This is a genomic window from Candidatus Nitrospira nitrosa (assembly GCF_001458735.1).
Taxonomy (GTDB): domain Bacteria; phylum Nitrospirota; class Nitrospiria; order Nitrospirales; family Nitrospiraceae; genus Nitrospira_D; species Nitrospira_D nitrosa.
This window is the reverse complement of record NZ_CZQA01000001.1, coordinates 1,773,099-1,792,214: the sequence shown is the minus strand read 5'-3', so window position 1 is coordinate 1,792,214 and position 19,116 is coordinate 1,773,099. Positions and strand designations below refer to the sequence as shown.

The window sequence follows — 19,116 nt, the reverse complement described above, 5'->3', positions numbered from 1 at the left end:
CCGGTCAATGATAGCTCTCCGAGTCGCTCGGAAATCTCCCCTGCTCGACTTCTTCTTTGTACCGGCTCAAGGCTTGGAGCGCGTCCGTTTTCAGATGCGCGTAGGTCTTCACGAATTTTGGGACGAAGGTATCGAAGAGACCGAGGAGATCGTAGAGCACAAGAACTTGGCCGTCACAATGCGGCCCAGCCCCAATCCCGATGGTGGAGATCGACAGCGCCTGAGTGACCCTTCTGGCAAGCTCAGCCGGGATCGCCTCCAACACAAGAGCAAATGCTCCAGCCGCTTCAAGCGCTCTTGCATCGTCCAGCAACTTGGCGGCTTGATCCTCCACCTTCCCTTGGACTTTATACCCACCGAGCGAATGAACGGATTGGGGCGTCATGCCCAGATGGCCCACGACGGGAATCCCCAGACTGGTTATCGCTTTGACCCGATCAGCCATGACGGCGCCGCCTTCGAGCTTGACCGCGGCGGCGCCGGCTTGGAGCAATCGGCCTGCGTTACGCACCGCTTCTTCGGTGCTGACTTGATAGGACATAAACGGCATATCACCGATGACCAGAGCGCGTGGCGCAGCGCCCGCCACTAGTTTGGTGTGGTAGAGCATGTCCTCCATCGTCACAGAAAGCGTATTGGCCTTTCCCTGCACGACCACACCGAGGGAATCTCCAACTAAGATGACCCGGATACCCGCTTGCTCGACGATGCCTGCAAACAACGCATCGTAGGCCGTGACGACGACGAGCTTCTTACGTTCTCGTTTATACTGCTGGACTTCGAGGATCGTCATCAGCCCAGTTCTGCCTTGGTGATGATCTCAGCCAATCGATGCGTGGCCTTGATCGCCATGAGGTGGACTCCATCACAATGGGGGCGAACCGCCTTGATTGATCGCACCGCAATATCGACCCCGACATCTTCAGACCGATCACCGGCGGCCTTGAGTTCATCAATCATCTCTTGCGGCACGGACATGCCTGGGATATTGGCATTCATGAATTCGGCCATCTTGTGATTCCGCAAGACGAGAATTCCCGCCAGCACCTTCACCTTGAATGGCTGAACCTGTTTCATAAAGCTGGCAAAGACATCAGGGTTATAGACCGCTTGGGTCTGGAAAAACTGGGCACCGGCTTTCACTTTCACTTCAAATTTTGCCAATACCGGCCCGACGAGATCGGCCTCCGGTGTGACGGCTGCCCCGATGGTGAACGCCGTGGACCCGTCCAGCTTGTTACCCATCATATCTTTACCATTATTCAGGCCTTGCACCAGCTGCATGACTTGGACCGAATCAAGGTCATAGACCGGCTTGGCTTCTTTGTGGTCTCCCACCGTGGGATAATCGCCCGTGAGGCACAAAATGTTTCTGATCCCCAGCATGTGGGCGCCCATCAGATCCGATTGCATGGCAATCCGATTGCGGTCACGACAGGTCAGTTGCATCACAGGATCATGTCCCAACTCATACAGTAAGCGACAGACTGGAAGCGAGCCGGCTCGAACGACTGCGGCGGTGTTGTCGGTAATATTCACGCCGTGGACACGCCCCACCAGCTGTTTGGCATTCTCGAGGACTGCGGAGATATTCGTCCCTTTGGGAGGGTTATACTCAACGGTGACGGCGAAGGTCCCGCGATTCAGGACATCGATCAAACGCTGCGGCTCTCGGCTCATGCTCGCCCTCTCATTTCAGTCCTGCGGATCGTTTCGCGGACTCGACCGTATTCTCCAACAACATGGCAATTGTCATGGGACCCACACCCCCAGGTACGGGACTGATCCAGCCAGCCTTTTGCTTCACTGGCTCAAAATCCACATCGCCGCACAGCTTTCCCTCCGGCGTCTTGTTCGTGCCCACATCGATGACCACTGCTCCTTCGCGCACCATGTCCGCCGTCACAAACTTCGCTTTCCCGATCGCGACGAGCAACAAGTCGGCTTCGCGGCAGACCGCTGGGAGATCCTTCGTTTTTGAATGACAAATAGTGACGGTCGCGTTCCGCTGCAGCAACATCAGCGCCAGCGGCTTCCCCACAATGTTGCTCCGTCCGACGACAACCGCCCGTTTTCCCTCAATGGTCACCCCTGCAGACTCAATCATCTTAATCACACCCTTGGGTGTACAAGCTTCAAACACGGGATGTCCCTCTACCAGTCGACCGAAGTTGTAGGGATGAAACCCATCTGCATCCTTCAACGGAGAAACAGCTTCGAGAACCACTTTGCTGTCGATATGTTTGGGCAAGGGTAGCTGAACCAGGATGCCATGAATCTTGGGATCCGTATTCTTTTTTTCGATAAGCGCCAACAAGTCGGCCTGACTCGTAGAGGCTGGGAGCTTGTGGTCGTCAACATAGATGCCGGCCATTTCACAGGCCTTTTGTTTGTTCTTCACGTAGACATGTGACGCAGGATCATCGCCCACCAAGATGGTGGCAAGACCAGGCACGACACTCTTTTTCGCCAACAGCTCTGCCGATTCTTGTGCCAACCGATCACGGACCTGTTGCGCCAACGCTTTGCCATCAATCAATTGTGCGGCCACGATCTTCCTCCCTCTCGCAGGTAAGTCAGTAAATTTTCTGGCAACTTAGCAGGGGAATTTTATGCAAGTCAACGCCGGACGATGATGCGTGGGCGGGCAGGAGCACGTTCCATCCACGATATCCCTCATTGTCGTTTCTTGACAGCCTCGTTACCCCTTCGTTACGATGACCACAAGTCTAATCCTGGGATACCCCTCCGTTGCCCTTATCTTCCTCTCAACAACCCATCCTCGTTGCAGCACTGCTGGTAGGGCTTTCCCTCCCCAGTGAGGCAGCGCAAATCACCGGGTTGGAGACCCCCAATAGCTTTATCGGAGATCCCTCAGGGAAAGAATATTTTATCTCAAATATCAATGGAGAACCTGAGGCTCGTGATAATAACGGTTTCATTACAAAACTGAATACCGAAGGGAAGATTATCAGCCTCAAGTTTATTCAAGGCGGTGTGGCCGACATCGCTCTGCACGCCCCCAAGGGCATGGCCCTAGTCGGATCCATCCTCTACGTTGCCGATCTGGATCAACTGAAGGGTTTCGACAAGACCACCGGCAAGCTCCTGATCACTGTCTCCTGTTCGCCGCCGTCCCGATCACCGGTCTCCTTGACCGATGTGACGTCTTCACCTACCGGTCTGCTCTACGTATCCGATCAGAACGCCAACTCCATCTACCGCATCACTCCATCGGACAATTATCGGGTCGACCTCTTGATCCACGACGACCGACTCGCAGGCCCTGCAGGGCTCGCCGTCCACCCCACAACCCACCACCTCATTGCCGTGAGCTGGGACAAAGGGAAAATTCTGGAAATCACCCCTGACGGACAGTTGACCGAACTGGAGGCGAACGGATTTTTCACCAGTCGGTTCCAAAACCTGAGCGGCGTTGATTTTGATCAGTGGGGCAATATGTACGTGTCAGATCTCACCAAAGGGAAGATTTGGCGAATGACCAGAGACCACCGATTCCAAGTCATCGCAGAGTATCTCCTTGCTCCAGCCGACATCGGTATCGATCGTACGAACAATCTCATCTTGGTTCCCTATTACTATGTCCACGCGGCTGAAATGAATGGGCTGGAAACTCCGTCATCAGCTAAATCCAAAGGTGAGAAGCGTACCCTCGCCGACTATGGGTTCATTCCTCCCCCTCCAAAGACAACCCCAGAAGGGCCAACGAAATGAATGCCTGTGCGTATTGTCATGACCGCAAAGGGAAGCGCCCATGTCCCGCGCTAAGCAGTTCGATCTGCAGCCTCTGCTGCGGCGAACATCGTATCGCTCGAATCTCCTGCCCCGCTGATTGCAGCTATCTCGATACCGGAAGCGATTACCAACAGAAACGGCTCAGTGAGCAGTTCTTACCGGTCCGCCGAGAGTTCTATCGAGAACTCGACGAATCAGGGGGTCAGAAGGCCGTTGCCCTCTTTAATTTGATTGAAGTCATTACGTTTAGTTATTTTGAAGGACGGCGTGACGGACAAGATGCCGAAGTGATCACGGCGCTTCAGGCCCTCCGGCGCACACTCAGCCCCCTCCATATACCATCTGCTCCCATGCCGGTATTTGCAGAACACCTCCGAAAGGAATACGAAAGCTTCAAAAAGAAGAACCCTGAACAGATCGCCGATGTATCAGACGCGCCAGCAGTCTTGGATCGAATCGACAGGTTCGTCTCGACGTTTTCGGGTAAGGACTTTCAGTCCAGCCGATTTCTTGGAGGGCTAGTTGGCTACGTGAAAACACACCACCCTGAGATTGCGGAACACCTGAAGAAGAAGCACGAACCTGGACACATCTTTCTTCCGGGACAATCGTTCATGCCTGCTCCACGCCCTGACGAACACACCCACGGTCCCGGCTGCCACCATCAACACTAGCCTGCAGTAGTCATGAGCGCATCTACTGTCACCGCCGATATACTGCGCCGACTAGCCTGACCGCGAGTTTCCTGTGGCCAGGCTGGCAGGCTCGCCCGTCCCGGCCTCGACATACTATTCAAATATGCCTTGGTCTCTCAGTGCTCCGCGTGCCCACCTCACGTGGCGTCTTGGCGGTTTCGTCACGAAGCATCATGAATAATGCCGGCTAGGAATGTCTTGGACAATCTGTTCGGCAGTGCGCCAGGTTCGCCGACAATGCACCGAACCAAAGAATCCCCCTTCTTCACTGTACCCTGTGGAGGGATTGGGAACATCAGGTTGTGTCGGATGCAGTACATTACGTTAGAGATGGGATAGCAACCGTTCGGGGTTAGGCCCTGTGCTTCAGCAACGCGCTCGCCTGTCCTCGCGCATCTTCAGCGGAGCCACCCGAGGCTTGCCGGTGCAAGAGTTGTTCGATGTGCCCTGCCAACCGACGATCCGCATCGTTCGAGAGCGAGACGATCTGAACCCCAAATTCGTACGGTTCTGTCCATCGCACGACCGCTTGATCAATCTCGAGACCATCTTTTTGGTCAGGCAACCAGAGTTGAACCCGTATGATTGTTTGTGCAAGAGGGGCAGAAAGACACCGCACCCGAAACCCATTGAGTGAAATATCCCGCATAGCAGCGAGTCTCACACAATGGGGCATCAGATAACAGCAGGGGTACTCAGCCTCAAGCCGACGATACATCCGGCGCGTCACGATGGATGACATCCTCCCCCTCGTTTGATGATTCGAACAACCAGGGTTGAGGATACGTTCGAACTAGGTTGGGGGGAATCCTACAAAAGCTCCCCCCTCGGAAGGTGGAAACCTCAGGCAGGCACACGTGACAGGCTTACGTATACGGAAGCCCTAAAAGGCTGCACCGTCACGCACAAGGGCCAGAACACCCGCGATGAGACTCACGAGCAGCCGTAATACTACTCCACAATGGTCACGGTCATTTCTACACGTTCCCGTGGATTATCACGTTCGTCACGTGGCATATTCACGATCTTATCAGCCACACCAATACCTTTCGTCACTTCTCCAAACACCGAGTATTTACGATCAAGAAATCGAGAATCCTCTACCACGATGAAAAACTGAGACCCCGCAGAGTCCGGATCCGCGGCCCGAGCCATCGAGAGGATGCCACGCTTATGCGGGATGTCACTGAACTCGGCTTTCACCGTATGACCGGGACCACCCTGGCCATAGGTGTCTTTTTTGAGAGAATCCTTTGTATTCGGATCTCCGCCTTGGATCATGAATCCTGGAATCACGCGATGAAAAATTGTCCCATTGTAGAAACCCGCTTTGGCCAACTGGATAAAATTCTCCACATGCTTGGGCGCCACATCCGGATAGAACTTGATTTCGAGGTCGCCGAATTTTGTCTTAATAATGGCCCGTGCACTCTTCGGAGCATCCGTCTTTGAATTGGGCGTGTTGTCCGCTGCAGGCAGCAACCCGATTCCTGAGACCAACAACATCAGACCGATCAGTCCCCCCGCCAGTATCCGCCATCTAGTTTGCTTCAACATCACCGTCCTCCCATACTCTTCCAATCACCATGGCCCGACATTGTAGCAGTTCCGATTTCCAACGAAATGCTATCTCAATGCTCCCTCTTCCCCAGCGCGTGCTGCGCGGCCTCCTGTTCCGCTTCTTTCTTACTATTTCCCCGTCCAACCCCTACCACTTTCTGATTCACTTGCACTTCCACCTCAAAGGTCTTCTGATGGTCCGGTCCAGTTTCGCGCACCACCAGGTACTGCGGCAACACCTCATATCGCTTTTGACACCATTCCTGAAAGCGCGTTTTGTAATCATCACCGCCGGGTTGTTCATGGACGGCATCAAGTTGGTGCAGCTCATCGGCGAGAATATCGACCGTAAAATCACGGCTGATCTCAAATCCTCCATCCAGATAAACCGCGGCAATAACGGCCTCCAGCGCGTCAGCCAATAATGACGTTTTATCTCTTCCTTTGGACCGTTCCTCTCCTCGACCAAGCCTCAGATAACGCCCAAGATCCAGCCGTCGAGCGGCATTCGCCAAGGGCATCTCGCTCACCAGCTGTGCTTTGAGTTTGGAGAGCGCTCCTTCGCTCAATTCGGGATATCGTCTCGCCAGATAATCACTGACAATCAGCGATAAAACAGCATCTCCCAAAAACTCAAGGCGTTCATTGTGTGTGCGACCAGGCTCCCGACGCTCATTCACATACGACTTATGCGTGAGCGCCTCTTCCAAAAGATTGTCATCCGTGAATCGATATTTCAAGAAGGCACGTGAGGAGTCGGCAGAAGAGGCAGGCATCATTGAGACATGCGTATTACGTGTCCAGTCGCTTGAAAATCAAACAGGCGTTCACTCCTCCAAATCCGAACGAATTAGACAAGGCCACCTGAATCGCAGCTGACCGAGCCTTGTTGGGAATATAGTCTAAGTCACAGGCTGGATCAGGAGCATTCAGATTAATCGTGGGCGGGAGCATCCCATGGAACAACGCCAGGATGCTGAAGACCGCTTCGATTCCACCGGCCGCACCGAGCAAATGCCCCGTCATGGACTTGGTTGAGCTAACGGGAATACGATAGGCCTGCTCACCGAATACTTGTTTGATGGCGCGAGTCTCAATCGCATCGGCCATCGTCGATGTCCCGTGCGCATTGATATAGCCGATCTGATCGCGGGATATTCCTGCATCCTTTAGGGCAAGTTCCATACACCGCACAGCCCCTTCGCCCTCTTCTGGTGGAGCCGTAATGTGGTACGCATCGCTATTCATCCCGTACCCAATGATCTCCCCGTATATTCTCACCCCACGCCGGATGGCATGCTCAGATTCTTCGATTACGACAACCCCTGCTCCTTCGCCCAATACGAATCCATCACGATCCTTGTCGAAGGGACGGCTCGCCTTGGTCGGTTCATCATTCCTGAAGGACAATGCCTTTGCGGCTGCGAATCCTGCAACACCCAACGGAGTGACCGCCGCTTCGGCACCACCGGCCACCATGACATCGGCCTCACCTCGTTGTATCAAGCGGTAGGCATCTCCAATGCAATGATTGCCCGTGGCGCAAGCCGTCACGGCACAGGAATTGGGTCCTTTGGCTCCGATCCGAATCGCCACTTGCCCGGAGGCGAGGTTGATAATCGTCATCGGGATAAAAAATGGTGAGACCCGGCCAGGCCCTTTGGCCATGAGCACATCATGATAATGTTCGATCGACCCGAGACCGCCGATCCCGGAACCGATATACACCCCGACTCGTGTGGCCTCTTCCGGCGAGACCTTTAATCCTGCATCGTCCACGGCCAACTGCGCTGCACCGACAGCGTAGTGGATGAACGTATCCATCTTCTTGATCTCTTTTTTTTCGATGAACCGAGCCGGATCGAAGTCCTTCACCTCGCCTGCAATTTGGGCATCATAGCCGGTCGGATCAAATCGCGTGATCCTGGCGATACCCGACTCGCCAGCACAAATGGCATTCCACGTCTTTTCGACCCCAGTACCCAACGGAGTCACCAGACCAAGACCGGTGACAACGACACGCCGAGTTGGCCGATCTGATTCGCCTGCGCCCATGTTCAAGACTTTTCTTTAATGTAGTCCAGCGCTTTTCCGACCGTCAGAATTTTCTCGGCATCCTCATCGGGGATTTCGATCGAAAATTCTTCTTCAAGTGCCATCACCAGCTCGACCGTATCGAGCGAATCCGCTCCCAAGTCTTCAACGAAAGAGGCCTCCGGTGTAACCTCGGCTTCCTCTACGCCCAGCTGCTCGGCAATAATTTTCTTCACTCGTTCTTCTACAGTGGCCATCGATCTGACTACCTCCTTCCCCGGTATACGCTCACCTGCACCGCCACACGGGGATCTGTGACGGCCATTCGCTCATGAGACTCGCTGTCTTTATACCATCAACATACCGCCGTTTACGTGCAACACATGACCCGTGATGTAGGCGGCCTCCTCGGAGACCAAGAAACGCACAGCTGCGGCAATGTCAGCTGGCGTCCCCAAGCGACCCAGTGGAATCTGCTTGAGTAAGGTGTCCTTGACATCAGTGGAAAGCCCATGGGTCATCGCCGTATCGATGAAACCCGGCGCCACCGCATTCACCGTCACATTGCGGCTGGCATATTCCCGCCCCACTGTCTTCGTAAAGCCGATGACGGCTGCCTTCGACGCCGAATAGTTTGCCTGCCCTGCATTCCCAATCACCCCAACAATCGAGGCAATGTTGACGATACGACCATACCGCTGCTTCGTCATCGGCTGCAAGACTGCCTTTGTACAGTTAAAGGTGCCGTTCAAATTAATCTGAAGGACCAGGTTCCAATCCTCTTCTTTCATCCGCAACAATAAACCGTCCCGAGTAATCCCGGCATTGTTGACCAGGATGTCGACCTTTCCCCAAGCTTTGAGGACTTGCTCGACCATCGACTTGGTTTCACCGGTATCAGCCACGTTGACTTTGAGGTTCAACGCCTTTCTCCCAATTTTCTCTACCGCAGCCACAGTTTCCGCGGAACGGCTGGGGTCGAGATCGGCGACGGCTATGTCCGCCCCCGCTTGAGCCAACGCTTCGGCAATCGCACGACCGATACCCTGAGCGGCACCGGTTACAATAGCGGTTCTCCCTTGTAGTGACATCGCAGACCTTTCCAATAACGCGTTAACAGACGACAAAGCGGTTCGTGACTTAGTTTTCCCTCGGGACAATCTCCTCTCAGCTCAGCGCCTTGAGTGTCGCATCTAAGGATTTCGGATCGTTGACGTTCAATAAAGTCACGCCAGGCAAAATTCGCTTGATCAAACCGGTCAACACTGTGCCAGGGCCAACTTCAACAAAGGTCGTCACTCCCATGTTGCCCATGGCCTGCACCGTATCTTCCCACAAGACAGAAGAAGGCAGCTGGCGAATCAATGATGCCTGAATCTCCCCTGCACGACTGATCGCCTTCGCCTCTGCGTTATTCACGAGTGGTGCACGGAGATCCGACCATCGCACCGCACCGAGGTCCTTGGCTAACCGATCAGCAGCTTGTTGCATCAAGGGCGTATGCACCGGCACACTGACAGGCAACGGAATAGCCTTTTTACAGCCTTGCTCCTTCGCCAACGCGATCGCTCGCTCCACCGCCGCCTTCTCACCGGCAATCACGATCTGCCCAGGTGAGTTGAAATTTGCGGCCGCTACCACGCCGACTGATGAGGCAGCATGACAGACCTCTTTAACAACTTCAGCGGTTAATCCTAAGAGTGCCGCGACAAGGCCGGTTCCAGGAGCAACGGCCTCGGACATGTACCGGCCACGTTTCTGAACCAAACCAACGGCATCAGGAAAGGTAACCCCACCGACCGCAACCAACGCGGAGTATTCGCCCAAACTATGCCCCGCGGCTGCAATGGGCTTGATCCCAACCGGCTCAAAGAGTTTCCAGGCAGCGATGCTACTGACAAGCAAGGCTGGCTGAGTGAATTCGGTCAGATTAAGCCGTTCTGCCGGTCCAGTAAAGCACAACTCCGCCACGTCATATCCTAGAACCGAGGAAGCCTCATCGTACACTGCTTTCAAGGAGGGGTGGGCATCATAGAGTGCCTTTCCCATCCCGACTGATTGAGACCCCTGTCCAGGGAACACGAGACCGATTTTTTGCGTCATGGGGCGTTAGATATCTTAGAAATCCCGTGCAAAGTCAACGGGAAAAGTTTTTACAAGCCGCTCGTCCGTATCCAGGAGGAGTCAACTCAATACTTCTCTTGACTCCGGACAGATCCACACCTACCACCTAATGACGGCTGACGCCCACGTGAGGCCCGCTCCAAAGGCACCCAGCATCACCAAGGAACCAGCCTTCACACGCCCCTCACGAACCGCTTCATCAAGCGCGATGGGGATGGAGGCCGCCGATGTGTTTCCATACCGATCCACGTTCAGGAGCACCTTCTCGATCGGAAGGCCCAACCGTTCAATCACCGCCTTGAGAATTCGTATATTCGCCTGGTGCGGCACATAGAGATCGATATCCTCCACTCGAAGATTATTGGCAGACAACGTCGTCCGAGCAATTTCTTCCAGCGTTCGGACCGCAACCTTGAACGTTTCATTGCCCTTCATCTTGATGTACTGGAGGCGCTCTTCAACCATCTTTTCAGAAGCGGGCATACGGGAGCCACCACCCGGCACCATGATCAGGTCGCACAGTGTTCCGTCAGAACGAAGATGTGTGGAGAGGATTCCTCGCTCCCCATCACTCGCACTGACCACAACCGCTCCAGCTCCATCCCCAAACAACACGCAGGTGTTCCGGTCGGTCCAGTCCGTGATCGCGGACATGACTTCAGCTCCGATCACCAGCACGTGCCGCATCCCACTCTTCACATAGGCATCCGCGACAGAAAGCGCATAGACAAACCCACAGCACGCAGCCGAAAGATCGCACGCCGCGGCCTTCATCGCCCCAAGTTGATGCTGAACAAGACAGGCTGTAGCTGGAAGCGGGTAATCCCCCGTACATGTGGCTACCAAAATCATGTCGAGATCGGCAGCCGTCAGACCTGCCGACGCCAAGGCCCGCTTCCCGGCCTGAACTGCAAGGTCCGAGCAGGCCTCTCCTGTCGCTGCAAGACGCCGCTCGCGGATGCCGGTTCGCTCGCGAATCCATTCGTCGGACGTGGCCACCATCTGTTCAAGATCCGCATTCGTCAGAATCTTGGCAGGCGTATACGAGCCGGTGCCAGAAATACAAGCCTTCATCGCCCTGATTCCATGGCCGGACGGGAATGACTTTCCTCAATGTCTCGCTGAATGAGCTCTCGCACGCCGCCCTCGGCCATCCCCTTGGCCCGTCGGATCGCATTTTTGATGGCCTTCGCCGACGACCGACCATGACAGATCATCGTCACCCCATTCACACCCAGCAGCGGGGCCCCACCGAATTCAGCATAGTCTATTTTCCGCTTGAGATTTGCCAGTGGGCCCGCAATGAGGGGATACGCGAGTCGACCGAAGAAGTGTCCTGAAATTTCCTTCAGGAGCAGCCGCTTGATCATCTCGGCAACGCCTTCGGAAATCTTCAACGCGACATTTCCGATAAACCCATCGCAGACGACAACATCCGCGATCCCGCTATAGACATCGCGCCCCTCGACATTCCCCACGAAATTCATCGAGCTCGACTTGAGCAACTTAAACGTTTCCTTCGTGACCTCATTCCCCTTACTATCTTCTTCGCCGATGCTGAGTAATCCCACACGAGGATTCGGTTTGCTGAGCAGATGCTTGCCGTATTCGTTCCCCATCAAGGCGAATTGTTCGAGATGGTTGGCGGAGCAGTCTACATTCGCTCCGACATCGAGCATGATGGCCTCTCCTGTCAACGTCGGAAGACTTGTGGCGATCGCCGGTCGTTCAACCCCCTTGATCAGCCCTAAGACAAAGAACGAGGCCACCATGCTTGCCCCCGTATTCCCAGGGCTTACCACAGCCCCGGCTTCGCCGCTCTTGACTAACTCCGTCGCAACCCAAATCGACGAATCCCGTTTCTTTCGAGCCACTGCGGCAGGCGACTCGTGCATCTCAACGACCTGAGAGGCGTGCTTGATGGACAGGCGAGGGTCATGAACGGATTGACGCTCGCACTCTTGTTTCAGGATGGCTTCGTCGCCGACAAGAATAACCTCGACGTCGCACTCTTTCACAGCCTGGAGCGCACCCTCGACACAAGGTGCCGGGCCATGATCTCCCCCCACCGCGTCGAGCGCGATCTTCATGCGGCTTGTGGTATTCACGGATGGTGTCGGAAAGACAGGCTACCCACGTGTCGCCCCCTGGGATCAGATCTGACGCGCTGAACCCTTCTTGCCACAGACCAGCTTGAACATGTTACCGGCCTCCACGTATACCAGGCTGGCACAGCCCGAATGGCCATTCCATCAGATACGAAGAGACCCCTGAACACCTGCCGCTGTGGGGCGTCAACCATCGATTGACAGTCGGCTTAGGCTTCTTCGACTTGAATGACGGCTTTGCCCTTATAGGTCCCGCAATTCAAACAGGTGTAATGCGGAAGCTTTAACTCATGGCACTGTGGGCACACAGCCATCCCCGGTGGGGTCATTCGCAGTTTTTGGGTACGACGCTTATCGCGTCTGGCCCGTGAGTGTTTATGTTTCGGATTCGGCATGGTAACTCCTTCTTCCCCCTCGATTCGGACTGCGACTCAGCGCTGTCCGACGTCCCTCAGCTTCTCTTTCATCGTACGCAACACATCAAATGGGCCTCCTACCGGTACGTCACCGCAACGACAGGGCCCTCCATTCAAATCGTGCCCACAGCGGGTACAGAGACCAAGACAGTCGTTCGTACACAACGAGTGCATTGGGGACGCCAAGATTATCTGTTCTCGTAACATCGGCGCCAAATCCAAATGATCACCCGTAAAGTAATAGAGATCGTCGTTCGGCTCTTCCTCCTCGGCCGTAGGCGATACCACTGCTTTTTTCTTTCGCGCTCCGTCCCGTTTCCCGGTAGCCCCCGTGGATTTCACCTCTCGCTCATAGACGACGCGTAAGGAAAAGGCCACCGGCTCATCAAACTCTTTCAGGCAGCGGACACATTGCCGACCTGCGGTCCCTTCCACCACGCCGGTCACATAGATGCTCCGTTCGATTGGACGAAGCTCCAATCCGACCGACATCGTTCCGCGAATGGATACATCCGCGTCCGTCAGACCCAACTCGTCCCCCGTCAGGTCTCCGGACAGCGAAAAGCCCTCATCCGTGATGTCCGCGATTTTCGGCGTTAAGACGCCCATGAGTCCCCTCGACGATATACCACCGCTCCATCCCAGGGCATCGATCTCACCGATCACGTTCGTTATCGCTCCTCAGCAAAGCTGATGATGGCGATATGCCGAGCCCGCTTGACGGCCACCGTTAGCTCACGTTGATGCCGCATGCAATTGCCGGAAATCCGACGTGGAACAATGCGTCCTCGCTCCGTCAAGAAATTCCGAAGTAGTCCGGCATCCTTAAAGTCGATCGGTGCTTTCTCCAGACAAAACCGGCAGGGACGTCTCCGTTGGAACAGCCGTCCACCCCCACCACCCCCACGTTCATTTTCACCTCGATCCATCACTGCCTCCTCATATGCCTGTCATTAACCTTCGTCGCCTGTCTCATAGCCGGGTTCATCATGCATCGGAGGTTCGGCGCCGGCGCCACCATCTTGACGCTTGGGCATAAACGTCACGGTCTGGGCCACCACTTCATGCTTGCTGCGCTTTTGCCCATCTTCGGTTTCCCATCGGCGCTGTTGCAACCGACCCTCGACAATCACGCCGTTCCCCTTGCTGAGATACTGCCCGCAATGTTCGGCTTGTTTACCAAAGACCACAATATCGACAAAACACACTTCTTCCTTCAAATCGTCGCCTTGTTTAAAGCGGCGACTGACCGCCAAGCCAAAACTGGCCACCGGCGTCCCGCTCGGCGTATACCGAAGCTCGGGATTCCGAGTGAGGTTTCCGAGTAAGATGACTTTGTTAAATCCGGCCACCGTCTGACTCCTGCGATGCAGCTTCCACTGGACGCCGCTCCACTAATGGCTTCTCATGATGAACCGTCAGAAACTTGATGATATCGTCTTCCAAGCGATAGGCCCGTTCCAGCTCACCGACGGTATTATTCGGTGCCTTAAAGTAAAAATAGCCGTAGGTCCCCTTTCGCTCCCGACGCACTTCGTAGGCGAGTTTTTTCTTCCCTAAGTTTTCGGCTTTGATGAATTGCGCGCCGGTTTTGTCGGCAACCGCTTTCATCTTGTCGATGAGTGTTTTGGTGTCCTCATCGGAAAGGGACGGACGAATAATAAACAGAGACTCGTAGAGCTCCATGCAGTAATCCTCCTGGACAATGGCCCCCGAACCAGTCGGGAGCGAGGTGTAGGGTGCCTATCTGGCACAATGAACGGAGGACGGTACCATAGGGGTTCTTACACTGTCAATGAATCGCAGAGCCCATCTCCTCCATCGATGGGACCCTCGACTGAGAGCAAAGACGTGCTTCCACGATCTGATTGCCGACTTCATACGAGCTTCTATACTGCTCCCCTTGAAATTGAGACCACCCCTACGACATGGTCCTGAGTGGACCGTGAGGTGGCAATGGCATCAGAAGCGGCAGATCCAATTGAACGATGGACAGCCACACGACGGGTGGCATTGGTCGTCAGTCTCCTGAAGGGGGAGACCTCCGTGGCCGAGGCAGCTCGGAAATATGGCTTGACTGTAGCGGAGGTGGAGGCTTGGCGGGAGAAGTTTCTGCTGGGCGCCGAGAATGCACTCCGCACTCGACTAAAGGACGAAGACGCGGTCAAGGACGAGCAGATCAAGAAGTTGAAGCAGAAGATTTGGGGATCTGGTCCTCGATAACGATATGTTCAGGTGCTCGGTGTCAACCGAGCTGGCTTGCACCGAGCCACGGGAGCGGGGCGACGCCGAAGCCCCGCAGAGCCTCCCTGGCTGGAGCGGCTGCGATATTGGATACAGCAGCATCCGACGTTTGGCTATCGCCGGTTGTGGGTGCAGTTGCGATTCCGAGATGGCATCATGGTCAATAGGAAGGCAGTCTACCGGGTCCTGAACCAGAACGGGTGGTTCGTACATCAACGCGTCTGTACCCCATGCCCTCGCGTGCAAGGCTGGACGAGTCGGGCAGATCGCAGCAACGAACGATGGGCGATGGATGTGACGCATATTCCGTGTGGACAGGATGGCTGGGCGCATTTTGCGGCGGTGATCGACTGTCATGATCGGGAAGTGATCGGGTACGAGTTTGCGATCCGCAGTCGAGCGAAGGAGGCGGAGCGGGCGATCGAAGCCGCCTGCCTCGCGCGGTTCGGGACGCTTCGTCCCGTGGGGGCCCCAGTCCTTCGCAGCGACAATGGCTTCATCTTTCAGAGTCGTCGGTTCCGGCAAGCCTGTCGGGACTATCGACTACAACAAGAATTCATTACACCGAACACACCGGAGCAGAATGGGATCATCGAACGGTTCTTTCGCAGTCTCAAGGAGGAGTGTGCCTGGCAGCACACGTTCCAGACATTTGAGAAGGCGCGGCGGGTCATTCGGGCTTGGATGCAGTGGTAAAACGAGGACCGACCGCATCAGGCGCTGGGGTATCGAAGCCCAATCCAATACCGGGCCCAAGAATCAACCCAGGTGGCTTGATTTCAGGGGAGCACTACAAGAAGGCGTCCAGAACCATTCTCTTGCAGACTCCCCCCTCATCTTGCCTTGCCTCCCTTCACCTCTTCCCTTAGGACGACTCTAAGACCACCTATTGGTCCCCTGAGGAACACAAATGGAGTCAAGCTTTTGACACAATCGCTGGTAGACGAACCAGACAGGATGGCACGAGCGTGCCGTCAACCCGCTGCTGACCACACATTTTCCCTCCCTGCACATACCGCATGCTGGCCGTGTGTTCGTTCCACTCTGCTGCAAGTCGCTCGACCTGGGTTAGCTCTTGTCTCAAGGCTATGCGGTCGCTGGTGCAGAACTCAGTGAGCTGGCTGTGCCTCCGCTCTTTTCTGGCATCAAAGAGCGGGGGCGATTCTTGACTTTGCACGGGCTGAGGCTGGCCCAACAGCAAGGCAGGTCTGGTAACCTACCATCCCTTGAGGCGCCAAAAGCCACCGCATGATGAATTTCTTTCCGTCTGGCGATCTCCTTAGACTCCTCTCCAGCTCGTCTTACCTCTTCTCACCTCACGCTCAATCCTAACTCGTCGACGATATCCACCCTGATGAGGGCTCCAGGGTGGGAAGACTTCCTACCGACTTTGATCTCTTTCTTTGCCATAAGCGACAGTCTTCAAAATATAAAAGCCATTGATGTATATATGTAATTCACAACTATTGTCCAGATTGTCTAAACTGGATATAATTGCTGCATGAGGTAATAACCATGCGATATGTCTCAGCAAGCGATGCGAAGCAGAGACTGGCGGCGATCCTGGATGCCGCTCAGCGTGAACCCGTGATGATCCGCCGCCAGAAGCGCAATGTAGCCGTCCTGCTCTCGGCTCAGGAGTATGAGCGGGTGTGTGCCATGAACCGGAAAGAGTTTCTGAGGTTTTCAGATCGGGTGAGCAAGAAAACCAAGGCGCAGGGACTGACGGAGGAAAAGCTCCACGAGATTCTGGCCGATGAAGGCTAGGCGGCGGTTGGTGCTGGATACCAACACCCTGATCAGCGGCGTCCTGCTGAGCGACTCCGTGCCAGGACAAGTGGTGCGAAAGGCGATTACCGAAGACCTCATCTTACTGTCCGAGGACAGCTTGTATGAACTGGCGGATGTGTTGTCGCGTAAGAAATTCGATCGCTATCTCTGCCTAGAAGACCGGGAAGAATTCGTGCAGCTCGTGCTGCGGGTGGCCGAGATGGTGCCGATCGTGACGGCGGTGCATGAATGCCGGGACGAATCAGACAACCGGATTTTAGAGGTCGCGGTCAACGGCGATGCGGCGCTGATTCTGAGCGGCGACCAGGATCTGCTGATGCTCAATCCCTTTCGAGGCATTCCCGTGCTGAAGCCAGGAGATTACATGCGGGAGGCCCACGATACTGATGACACCCCCCGTGCGTCCGAGGAACTTGAGTAAAGATTCCATTGAAGCCTTGGCCTCAGCCTGAGGGAATGTCCTAGCAGAAATCGTGTTTTCTTCTCGTCTTGCCTCTCCTTACCTCCGCCCTTTAGGATGGCGCTCGCAACTGGCAGATTATCCCACACGGAATTATTTCATGGATGCAATTTTTTGGCACAATCGCTGGCAGACGAACCAGACCGGGTGGCATGAGCGCGCCGTTAACCCGCTGCTAACCACACATTTTCCTTCCCTGCACATACCGCATGCTGGCCGTGTGTTCGTGCCGCTCTGCGGGAAGTCACTCGACCTCGGTTGGCTCTTATCCCAGGGCTATGCAGTGGCCGGGGCGGAACTGAGTGAACTAGCTGTGACCCAGCTCTTTACCGAGCTGAGAATGGAACCGGCCATCTCAGAAGTTGGGAAGCACAAGCTCTTTCACGGGGAGAAGATCGATATTTTCGTGGGTGACCTCTTCGATCTGTCCCGCGAAACTCTCGGACCCGTCGATGCGGTCTATGACCGGGCTGCATTAGTCGCACTACCAGACACCATGCGAGTCCAATACACCGCGTATCTCAAATCTCTCACAGCCTTGGCATCTCAACTCGTCATCGGTTATGAGTACGACCAAACCATCGTGCCAGGGCCGCCGTTTTCCGTGACTCCCGATGAGCTCCATCGCCATTATGGTGATAGCTATGCCCTCACACCATTGGCCCGTATCGACGTCCCTGGCGGGCTCAAGGGGAAGTGTCCGGCGACGGAACATGTCTGGAAGTTAGAAAAACTGCAAGGTTAGCAAGTGGCTAGGCTTCAATTCAGACAGAGATATCACACAGGTGTGGCGGCTTTTGAGGAGAAAAGAGAAACTCCAATTCTGGATTATACGTTAAACCTAAAGTAGACGATATCCGCTTCTTTAATGACGTAGTCTTTGCCTTCAAGACGAAACAGCCCCTTCTCCTTCACCTTGGCCTCTGATCCACAGGCCAGCAAATCGTCGTAATGATAGACCTCGGCACGAATGAAGCCACGCTCCATGTCGGAGTGGATCTTGCCGGCCGCTTGCGGAGCTTTGGTGTTTCTAGGAATCGGCCAGGCGCGGGATTCGGTATCGCCGGCGGTGAAAAACGTCACCAGATCCAGCAAGCTATAGGCTTCACGCGTCAGCCGGACAAGCCCGGATTCCGTCAGTCCCATTTCACTCAGGAAGTCCGTCCGTTCGCTTTCAGGTAATGATGAGAGCTCAGCTTCCAGTTGCCCGCAGATCGTGACAACTCTAGCCCCTCGCTTGGCGGCAAAGTCTCTCACCGTCTGGACCATGGCTTCGTCGGCATTCTTTCCTTCCGAAACGTTGGCGACAAACAGCACTGGCTTGGCAGAAAGAAGCTGACATTCCATGAGGATCACCCGTTCCTCCGCTGGGTATTCTCGATTACCCAGCCACTCCCCTTTGTCGAGCATGCCGATGAGCTTAGTGAGAAACTCCACTTCAAAAGCAGCCTTCTTATCGCCCGCCCGGACCTTCTTTTCGGTCTTCTGCTTTCGCCGATCGAGCGTTTCCAGATCGGAGAGCATCAGTTCGGTCTCGATCACCTCAATATCACGAAGCGGATTAACACCACCGCTGACATGCACCACATCGGTCCCCTGAAAGCAACGAACCACATGCAGTAAGGCGTCCACTTCGCGAATGTGGCCCAGGAATTGATTCCCGAGTCCTTCACCTTTACTGGCCCCTTCGACCAACCCGGCGATGTCTCGCACTTCCAGCGTGCTGTAGGTGGTTTTCTTCGAGGCAAAGATCTCCGTCAATTTGACGAGCCGAGGATCCGGCACCAGCGCCACCCCGGTATTGGGCTCCACCGTGGCGAACGGATAGTTCGCCGCAAGTGCCCCACCACCGGTGAGTGCGTTGAAGACCGTCGTCTTACCGACGTTGGGAAGCCCGATCATGCCGCAACAAAGACCCATTGTTCTTT

General features: G+C 55.0%; 25 protein-coding genes and 1 pseudogene. 8 read left to right on the top strand and 18 right to left on the bottom strand.

What is annotated here, in order from left to right; all coding sequences use genetic code 11:
• Positions 1–4: 4 nt before the first annotated feature.
• From panB to folD, 3 genes are read right to left on the bottom strand one after another with little or no spacing between them, the layout of a single operon-like run.
• On the bottom strand, positions 5–793 hold the full coding sequence (gene panB, locus COMA1_RS08535; RefSeq protein ID WP_090746605.1) for a 3-methyl-2-oxobutanoate hydroxymethyltransferase: 789 nt from the start codon (positions 791–793) through the stop codon (positions 5–7).
• A complete protein-coding gene (locus COMA1_RS08530; protein WP_090746602.1) occupies positions 793–1,680 on the bottom strand; it encodes a methylenetetrahydrofolate reductase in 888 nt (295 codons plus the stop codon). Before COMA1_RS08530 ends, panB begins: the two co-directional genes overlap by 1 nt.
• Positions 1,681–1,690: 10 nt before the next feature.
• Complete coding sequence (folD, locus tag COMA1_RS08525; RefSeq protein WP_090746600.1) at positions 1,691–2,551, bottom strand: bifunctional methylenetetrahydrofolate dehydrogenase/methenyltetrahydrofolate cyclohydrolase FolD; 861 nt, start codon at positions 2,549–2,551, stop codon at positions 1,691–1,693.
• A 200-nt stretch (positions 2,552–2,751) separates the two neighbouring features.
• On the opposite strand from folD, the gene COMA1_RS08520 reads away from it, so the two are divergent.
• Together COMA1_RS08520 and COMA1_RS08515 are read left to right on the top strand one after the other, a co-directional pair.
• Positions 2,752–3,735: an NHL repeat-containing protein gene (locus tag COMA1_RS08520; RefSeq protein WP_090746597.1), complete on the top strand. Its 984-nt coding sequence runs from the start codon at positions 2,752–2,754 to the stop codon at positions 3,733–3,735.
• Positions 3,732–4,430 (top strand): hypothetical protein, encoded by a 699-nt coding sequence (locus tag COMA1_RS08515; RefSeq protein WP_090746594.1) that lies wholly within the window; start codon positions 3,732–3,734, stop codon positions 4,428–4,430. Before COMA1_RS08520 ends, COMA1_RS08515 begins: the two co-directional genes overlap by 4 nt.
• Positions 4,431–4,803: 373 nt before the next feature.
• Here the strand turns inward: COMA1_RS08515 and COMA1_RS08510 are convergent, their stop codons facing one another.
• The 14 genes from COMA1_RS08510 to rpsF form a co-directional block, all read right to left on the bottom strand.
• Positions 4,804–5,193, bottom strand: coding sequence for a PilZ domain-containing protein (locus COMA1_RS08510; RefSeq protein WP_090746591.1), 390 nt, complete (start codon positions 5,191–5,193; stop codon positions 4,804–4,806).
• Positions 5,194–5,402: 209 nt separating this feature from the next.
• Positions 5,403–5,981, bottom strand: coding sequence for a peptidylprolyl isomerase (locus COMA1_RS08500; RefSeq protein WP_407921315.1), 579 nt, complete (start codon positions 5,979–5,981; stop codon positions 5,403–5,405).
• 101 nt (positions 5,982–6,082) lie between these two features.
• Positions 6,083–6,790: a ribonuclease III gene (rnc, locus tag COMA1_RS08495; RefSeq protein ID WP_090746584.1), complete on the bottom strand. Its 708-nt coding sequence runs from the start codon at positions 6,788–6,790 to the stop codon at positions 6,083–6,085.
• Positions 6,791–6,803: 13 nt separating this feature from the next.
• On the bottom strand, positions 6,804–8,066 hold the full coding sequence (gene fabF, locus COMA1_RS08490; RefSeq protein WP_090746581.1) for a beta-ketoacyl-ACP synthase II: 1,263 nt from the start codon (positions 8,064–8,066) through the stop codon (positions 6,804–6,806).
• Positions 8,067–8,068: 2 nt separating this feature from the next.
• Positions 8,069–8,302, bottom strand: coding sequence for an acyl carrier protein (gene acpP / locus COMA1_RS08485; RefSeq protein ID WP_090746578.1), 234 nt, complete (start codon positions 8,300–8,302; stop codon positions 8,069–8,071).
• A 90-nt stretch (positions 8,303–8,392) separates the two neighbouring features.
• Positions 8,393–9,136 (bottom strand): 3-oxoacyl-[acyl-carrier-protein] reductase, encoded by a 744-nt coding sequence (fabG, locus tag COMA1_RS08480; RefSeq protein ID WP_090746576.1) that lies wholly within the window; start codon positions 9,134–9,136, stop codon positions 8,393–8,395.
• A 76-nt stretch (positions 9,137–9,212) separates the two neighbouring features.
• The gene (gene fabD / locus COMA1_RS08475; protein WP_090746573.1) at positions 9,213–10,148 is read right to left on the bottom strand and encodes an ACP S-malonyltransferase; all 936 of its coding nucleotides are present in this window, start codon (positions 10,146–10,148) and stop codon (positions 9,213–9,215) included.
• A 120-nt stretch (positions 10,149–10,268) separates the two neighbouring features.
• Positions 10,269–11,243 (bottom strand): beta-ketoacyl-ACP synthase III, encoded by a 975-nt coding sequence (locus COMA1_RS08470; protein ID WP_090746569.1) that lies wholly within the window; start codon positions 11,241–11,243, stop codon positions 10,269–10,271.
• A complete protein-coding gene (gene plsX, locus COMA1_RS08465) occupies positions 11,240–12,259 on the bottom strand; it encodes a phosphate acyltransferase PlsX (protein ID WP_090746566.1) in 1,020 nt (339 codons plus the stop codon). Before plsX ends, COMA1_RS08470 begins: the two co-directional genes overlap by 4 nt.
• A gap of 227 nt (positions 12,260–12,486) precedes the next feature.
• Complete coding sequence (rpmF, locus tag COMA1_RS08460; RefSeq protein ID WP_086418096.1) at positions 12,487–12,672, bottom strand: 50S ribosomal protein L32; 186 nt, start codon at positions 12,670–12,672, stop codon at positions 12,487–12,489.
• Between the two features lie 36 nt (positions 12,673–12,708).
• Positions 12,709–13,302 (bottom strand): YceD family protein, encoded by a 594-nt coding sequence (locus COMA1_RS08455; RefSeq protein WP_090746563.1) that lies wholly within the window; start codon positions 13,300–13,302, stop codon positions 12,709–12,711.
• Positions 13,303–13,364: 62 nt separating this feature from the next.
• Positions 13,365–13,622 carry a 30S ribosomal protein S18 gene (rpsR, locus tag COMA1_RS08450; RefSeq protein ID WP_090746559.1) on the bottom strand — a complete coding sequence of 86 codons (258 nt, stop codon included), beginning with the start codon at positions 13,620–13,622 and terminating at the stop codon, positions 13,365–13,367.
• Positions 13,623–13,646: 24 nt separating this feature from the next.
• Positions 13,647–14,045, bottom strand: coding sequence for a single-stranded DNA-binding protein (locus tag COMA1_RS08445; RefSeq protein WP_090746553.1), 399 nt, complete (start codon positions 14,043–14,045; stop codon positions 13,647–13,649).
• Positions 14,032–14,379, bottom strand: coding sequence for a 30S ribosomal protein S6 (gene rpsF / locus COMA1_RS08440; protein ID WP_090746549.1), 348 nt, complete (start codon positions 14,377–14,379; stop codon positions 14,032–14,034). The genes COMA1_RS08445 and rpsF overlap by 14 nt, the downstream gene beginning before the upstream one ends.
• A 270-nt stretch (positions 14,380–14,649) precedes the next feature.
• Between rpsF and COMA1_RS08435 the strand changes: the two genes are divergently transcribed.
• From COMA1_RS08435 to tmpT, 6 genes and pseudogenes are all read left to right on the top strand, one after another.
• Positions 14,650–14,916 (top strand): DUF1153 domain-containing protein, encoded by a 267-nt coding sequence (locus COMA1_RS08435; protein WP_090746546.1) that lies wholly within the window; start codon positions 14,650–14,652, stop codon positions 14,914–14,916.
• A 12-nt stretch (positions 14,917–14,928) separates the two neighbouring features.
• On the top strand, positions 14,929–15,633 hold the full coding sequence (locus COMA1_RS08430; RefSeq protein ID WP_090746543.1) for an IS3 family transposase: 705 nt from the start codon (positions 14,929–14,931) through the stop codon (positions 15,631–15,633).
• Positions 15,634–15,895: 262 nt separating this feature from the next.
• Positions 15,896–16,009 (top strand): annotated as a pseudogene (locus tag COMA1_RS22150) (thiopurine S-methyltransferase); the annotation flags it as partial.
• 443 nt (positions 16,010–16,452) lie between these two features.
• Positions 16,453–16,704 (top strand): type II toxin-antitoxin system Phd/YefM family antitoxin, encoded by a 252-nt coding sequence (locus COMA1_RS08420; protein WP_090746541.1) that lies wholly within the window; start codon positions 16,453–16,455, stop codon positions 16,702–16,704.
• Complete coding sequence (locus COMA1_RS08415; RefSeq protein WP_090746538.1) at positions 16,694–17,149, top strand: putative toxin-antitoxin system toxin component, PIN family; 456 nt, start codon at positions 16,694–16,696, stop codon at positions 17,147–17,149. The genes COMA1_RS08420 and COMA1_RS08415 overlap by 11 nt, the downstream gene beginning before the upstream one ends.
• 139 nt (positions 17,150–17,288) lie before the next feature.
• Entirely contained in the window at positions 17,289–17,933 is a 645-nt protein-coding gene (gene tmpT / locus COMA1_RS08410) for a thiopurine S-methyltransferase (protein WP_090746535.1), read from the top strand.
• Positions 17,934–18,016: 83 nt separating this feature from the next.
• Here the strand turns inward: tmpT and ychF are convergent, their stop codons facing one another.
• Positions 18,017–19,108 carry a redox-regulated ATPase YchF gene (ychF, locus tag COMA1_RS08405; RefSeq protein WP_090746532.1) on the bottom strand — a complete coding sequence of 364 codons (1,092 nt, stop codon included), beginning with the start codon at positions 19,106–19,108 and terminating at the stop codon, positions 18,017–18,019.
• Positions 19,109–19,116: the final 8 nt, after the last annotated feature.

Coding starts and splice junctions, on each gene's coding strand:
- panB (WP_090746605.1), bottom strand. CDS start 793: ATGACGATCCTCGAAGTCCAGCAGTATAAACGAGAACGTAAGAAGCTC.
- COMA1_RS08530 (WP_090746602.1), bottom strand. CDS start 1,680: ATGAGCCGAGAGCCGCAGCGTTTGATCGATGTCCTGAATCGCGGGACC.
- COMA1_RS08515 (WP_090746594.1), top strand. CDS start 3,732: ATGAATGCCTGTGCGTATTGTCATGACCGCAAAGGGAAGCGCCCATGT.
- COMA1_RS08510 (WP_090746591.1), bottom strand. CDS start 5,193: ATGTCATCCATCGTGACGCGCCGGATGTATCGTCGGCTTGAGGCTGAG.
- rnc (WP_090746584.1), bottom strand. CDS start 6,790: ATGATGCCTGCCTCTTCTGCCGACTCCTCACGTGCCTTCTTGAAATAT.
- fabF (WP_090746581.1), bottom strand. CDS start 8,066: ATGGGCGCAGGCGAATCAGATCGGCCAACTCGGCGTGTCGTTGTCACC.
- acpP (WP_090746578.1), bottom strand. CDS start 8,302: ATGGCCACTGTAGAAGAACGAGTGAAGAAAATTATTGCCGAGCAGCTG.
- fabG (WP_090746576.1), bottom strand. CDS start 9,136: ATGTCACTACAAGGGAGAACCGCTATTGTAACCGGTGCCGCTCAGGGT.
- fabD (WP_090746573.1), bottom strand. CDS start 10,148: ATGACGCAAAAAATCGGTCTCGTGTTCCCTGGACAGGGGTCTCAATCA.
- COMA1_RS08470 (WP_090746569.1), bottom strand. CDS start 11,243: ATGAAGGCTTGTATTTCTGGCACCGGCTCGTATACGCCTGCCAAGATT.
- plsX (WP_090746566.1), bottom strand. CDS start 12,259: ATGAAGATCGCGCTCGACGCGGTGGGGGGAGATCATGGCCCGGCACCT.
- rpmF (WP_086418096.1), bottom strand. CDS start 12,672: ATGCCGAATCCGAAACATAAACACTCACGGGCCAGACGCGATAAGCGT.
- COMA1_RS08455 (WP_090746563.1), bottom strand. CDS start 13,302: ATGGGCGTCTTAACGCCGAAAATCGCGGACATCACGGATGAGGGCTTT.
- rpsR (WP_090746559.1), bottom strand. CDS start 13,622: ATGGATCGAGGTGAAAATGAACGTGGGGGTGGTGGGGGTGGACGGCTG.
- rpsF (WP_090746549.1), bottom strand. CDS start 14,379: ATGGAGCTCTACGAGTCTCTGTTTATTATTCGTCCGTCCCTTTCCGAT.
- COMA1_RS08435 (WP_090746546.1), top strand. CDS start 14,650: ATGGCATCAGAAGCGGCAGATCCAATTGAACGATGGACAGCCACACGA.
- COMA1_RS08420 (WP_090746541.1), top strand. CDS start 16,453: ATGCGATATGTCTCAGCAAGCGATGCGAAGCAGAGACTGGCGGCGATC.
- COMA1_RS08415 (WP_090746538.1), top strand. CDS start 16,694: ATGAAGGCTAGGCGGCGGTTGGTGCTGGATACCAACACCCTGATCAGC.
- tmpT (WP_090746535.1), top strand. CDS start 17,289: ATGGATGCAATTTTTTGGCACAATCGCTGGCAGACGAACCAGACCGGG.
- ychF (WP_090746532.1), bottom strand. CDS start 19,108: ATGGGTCTTTGTTGCGGCATGATCGGGCTTCCCAACGTCGGTAAGACG.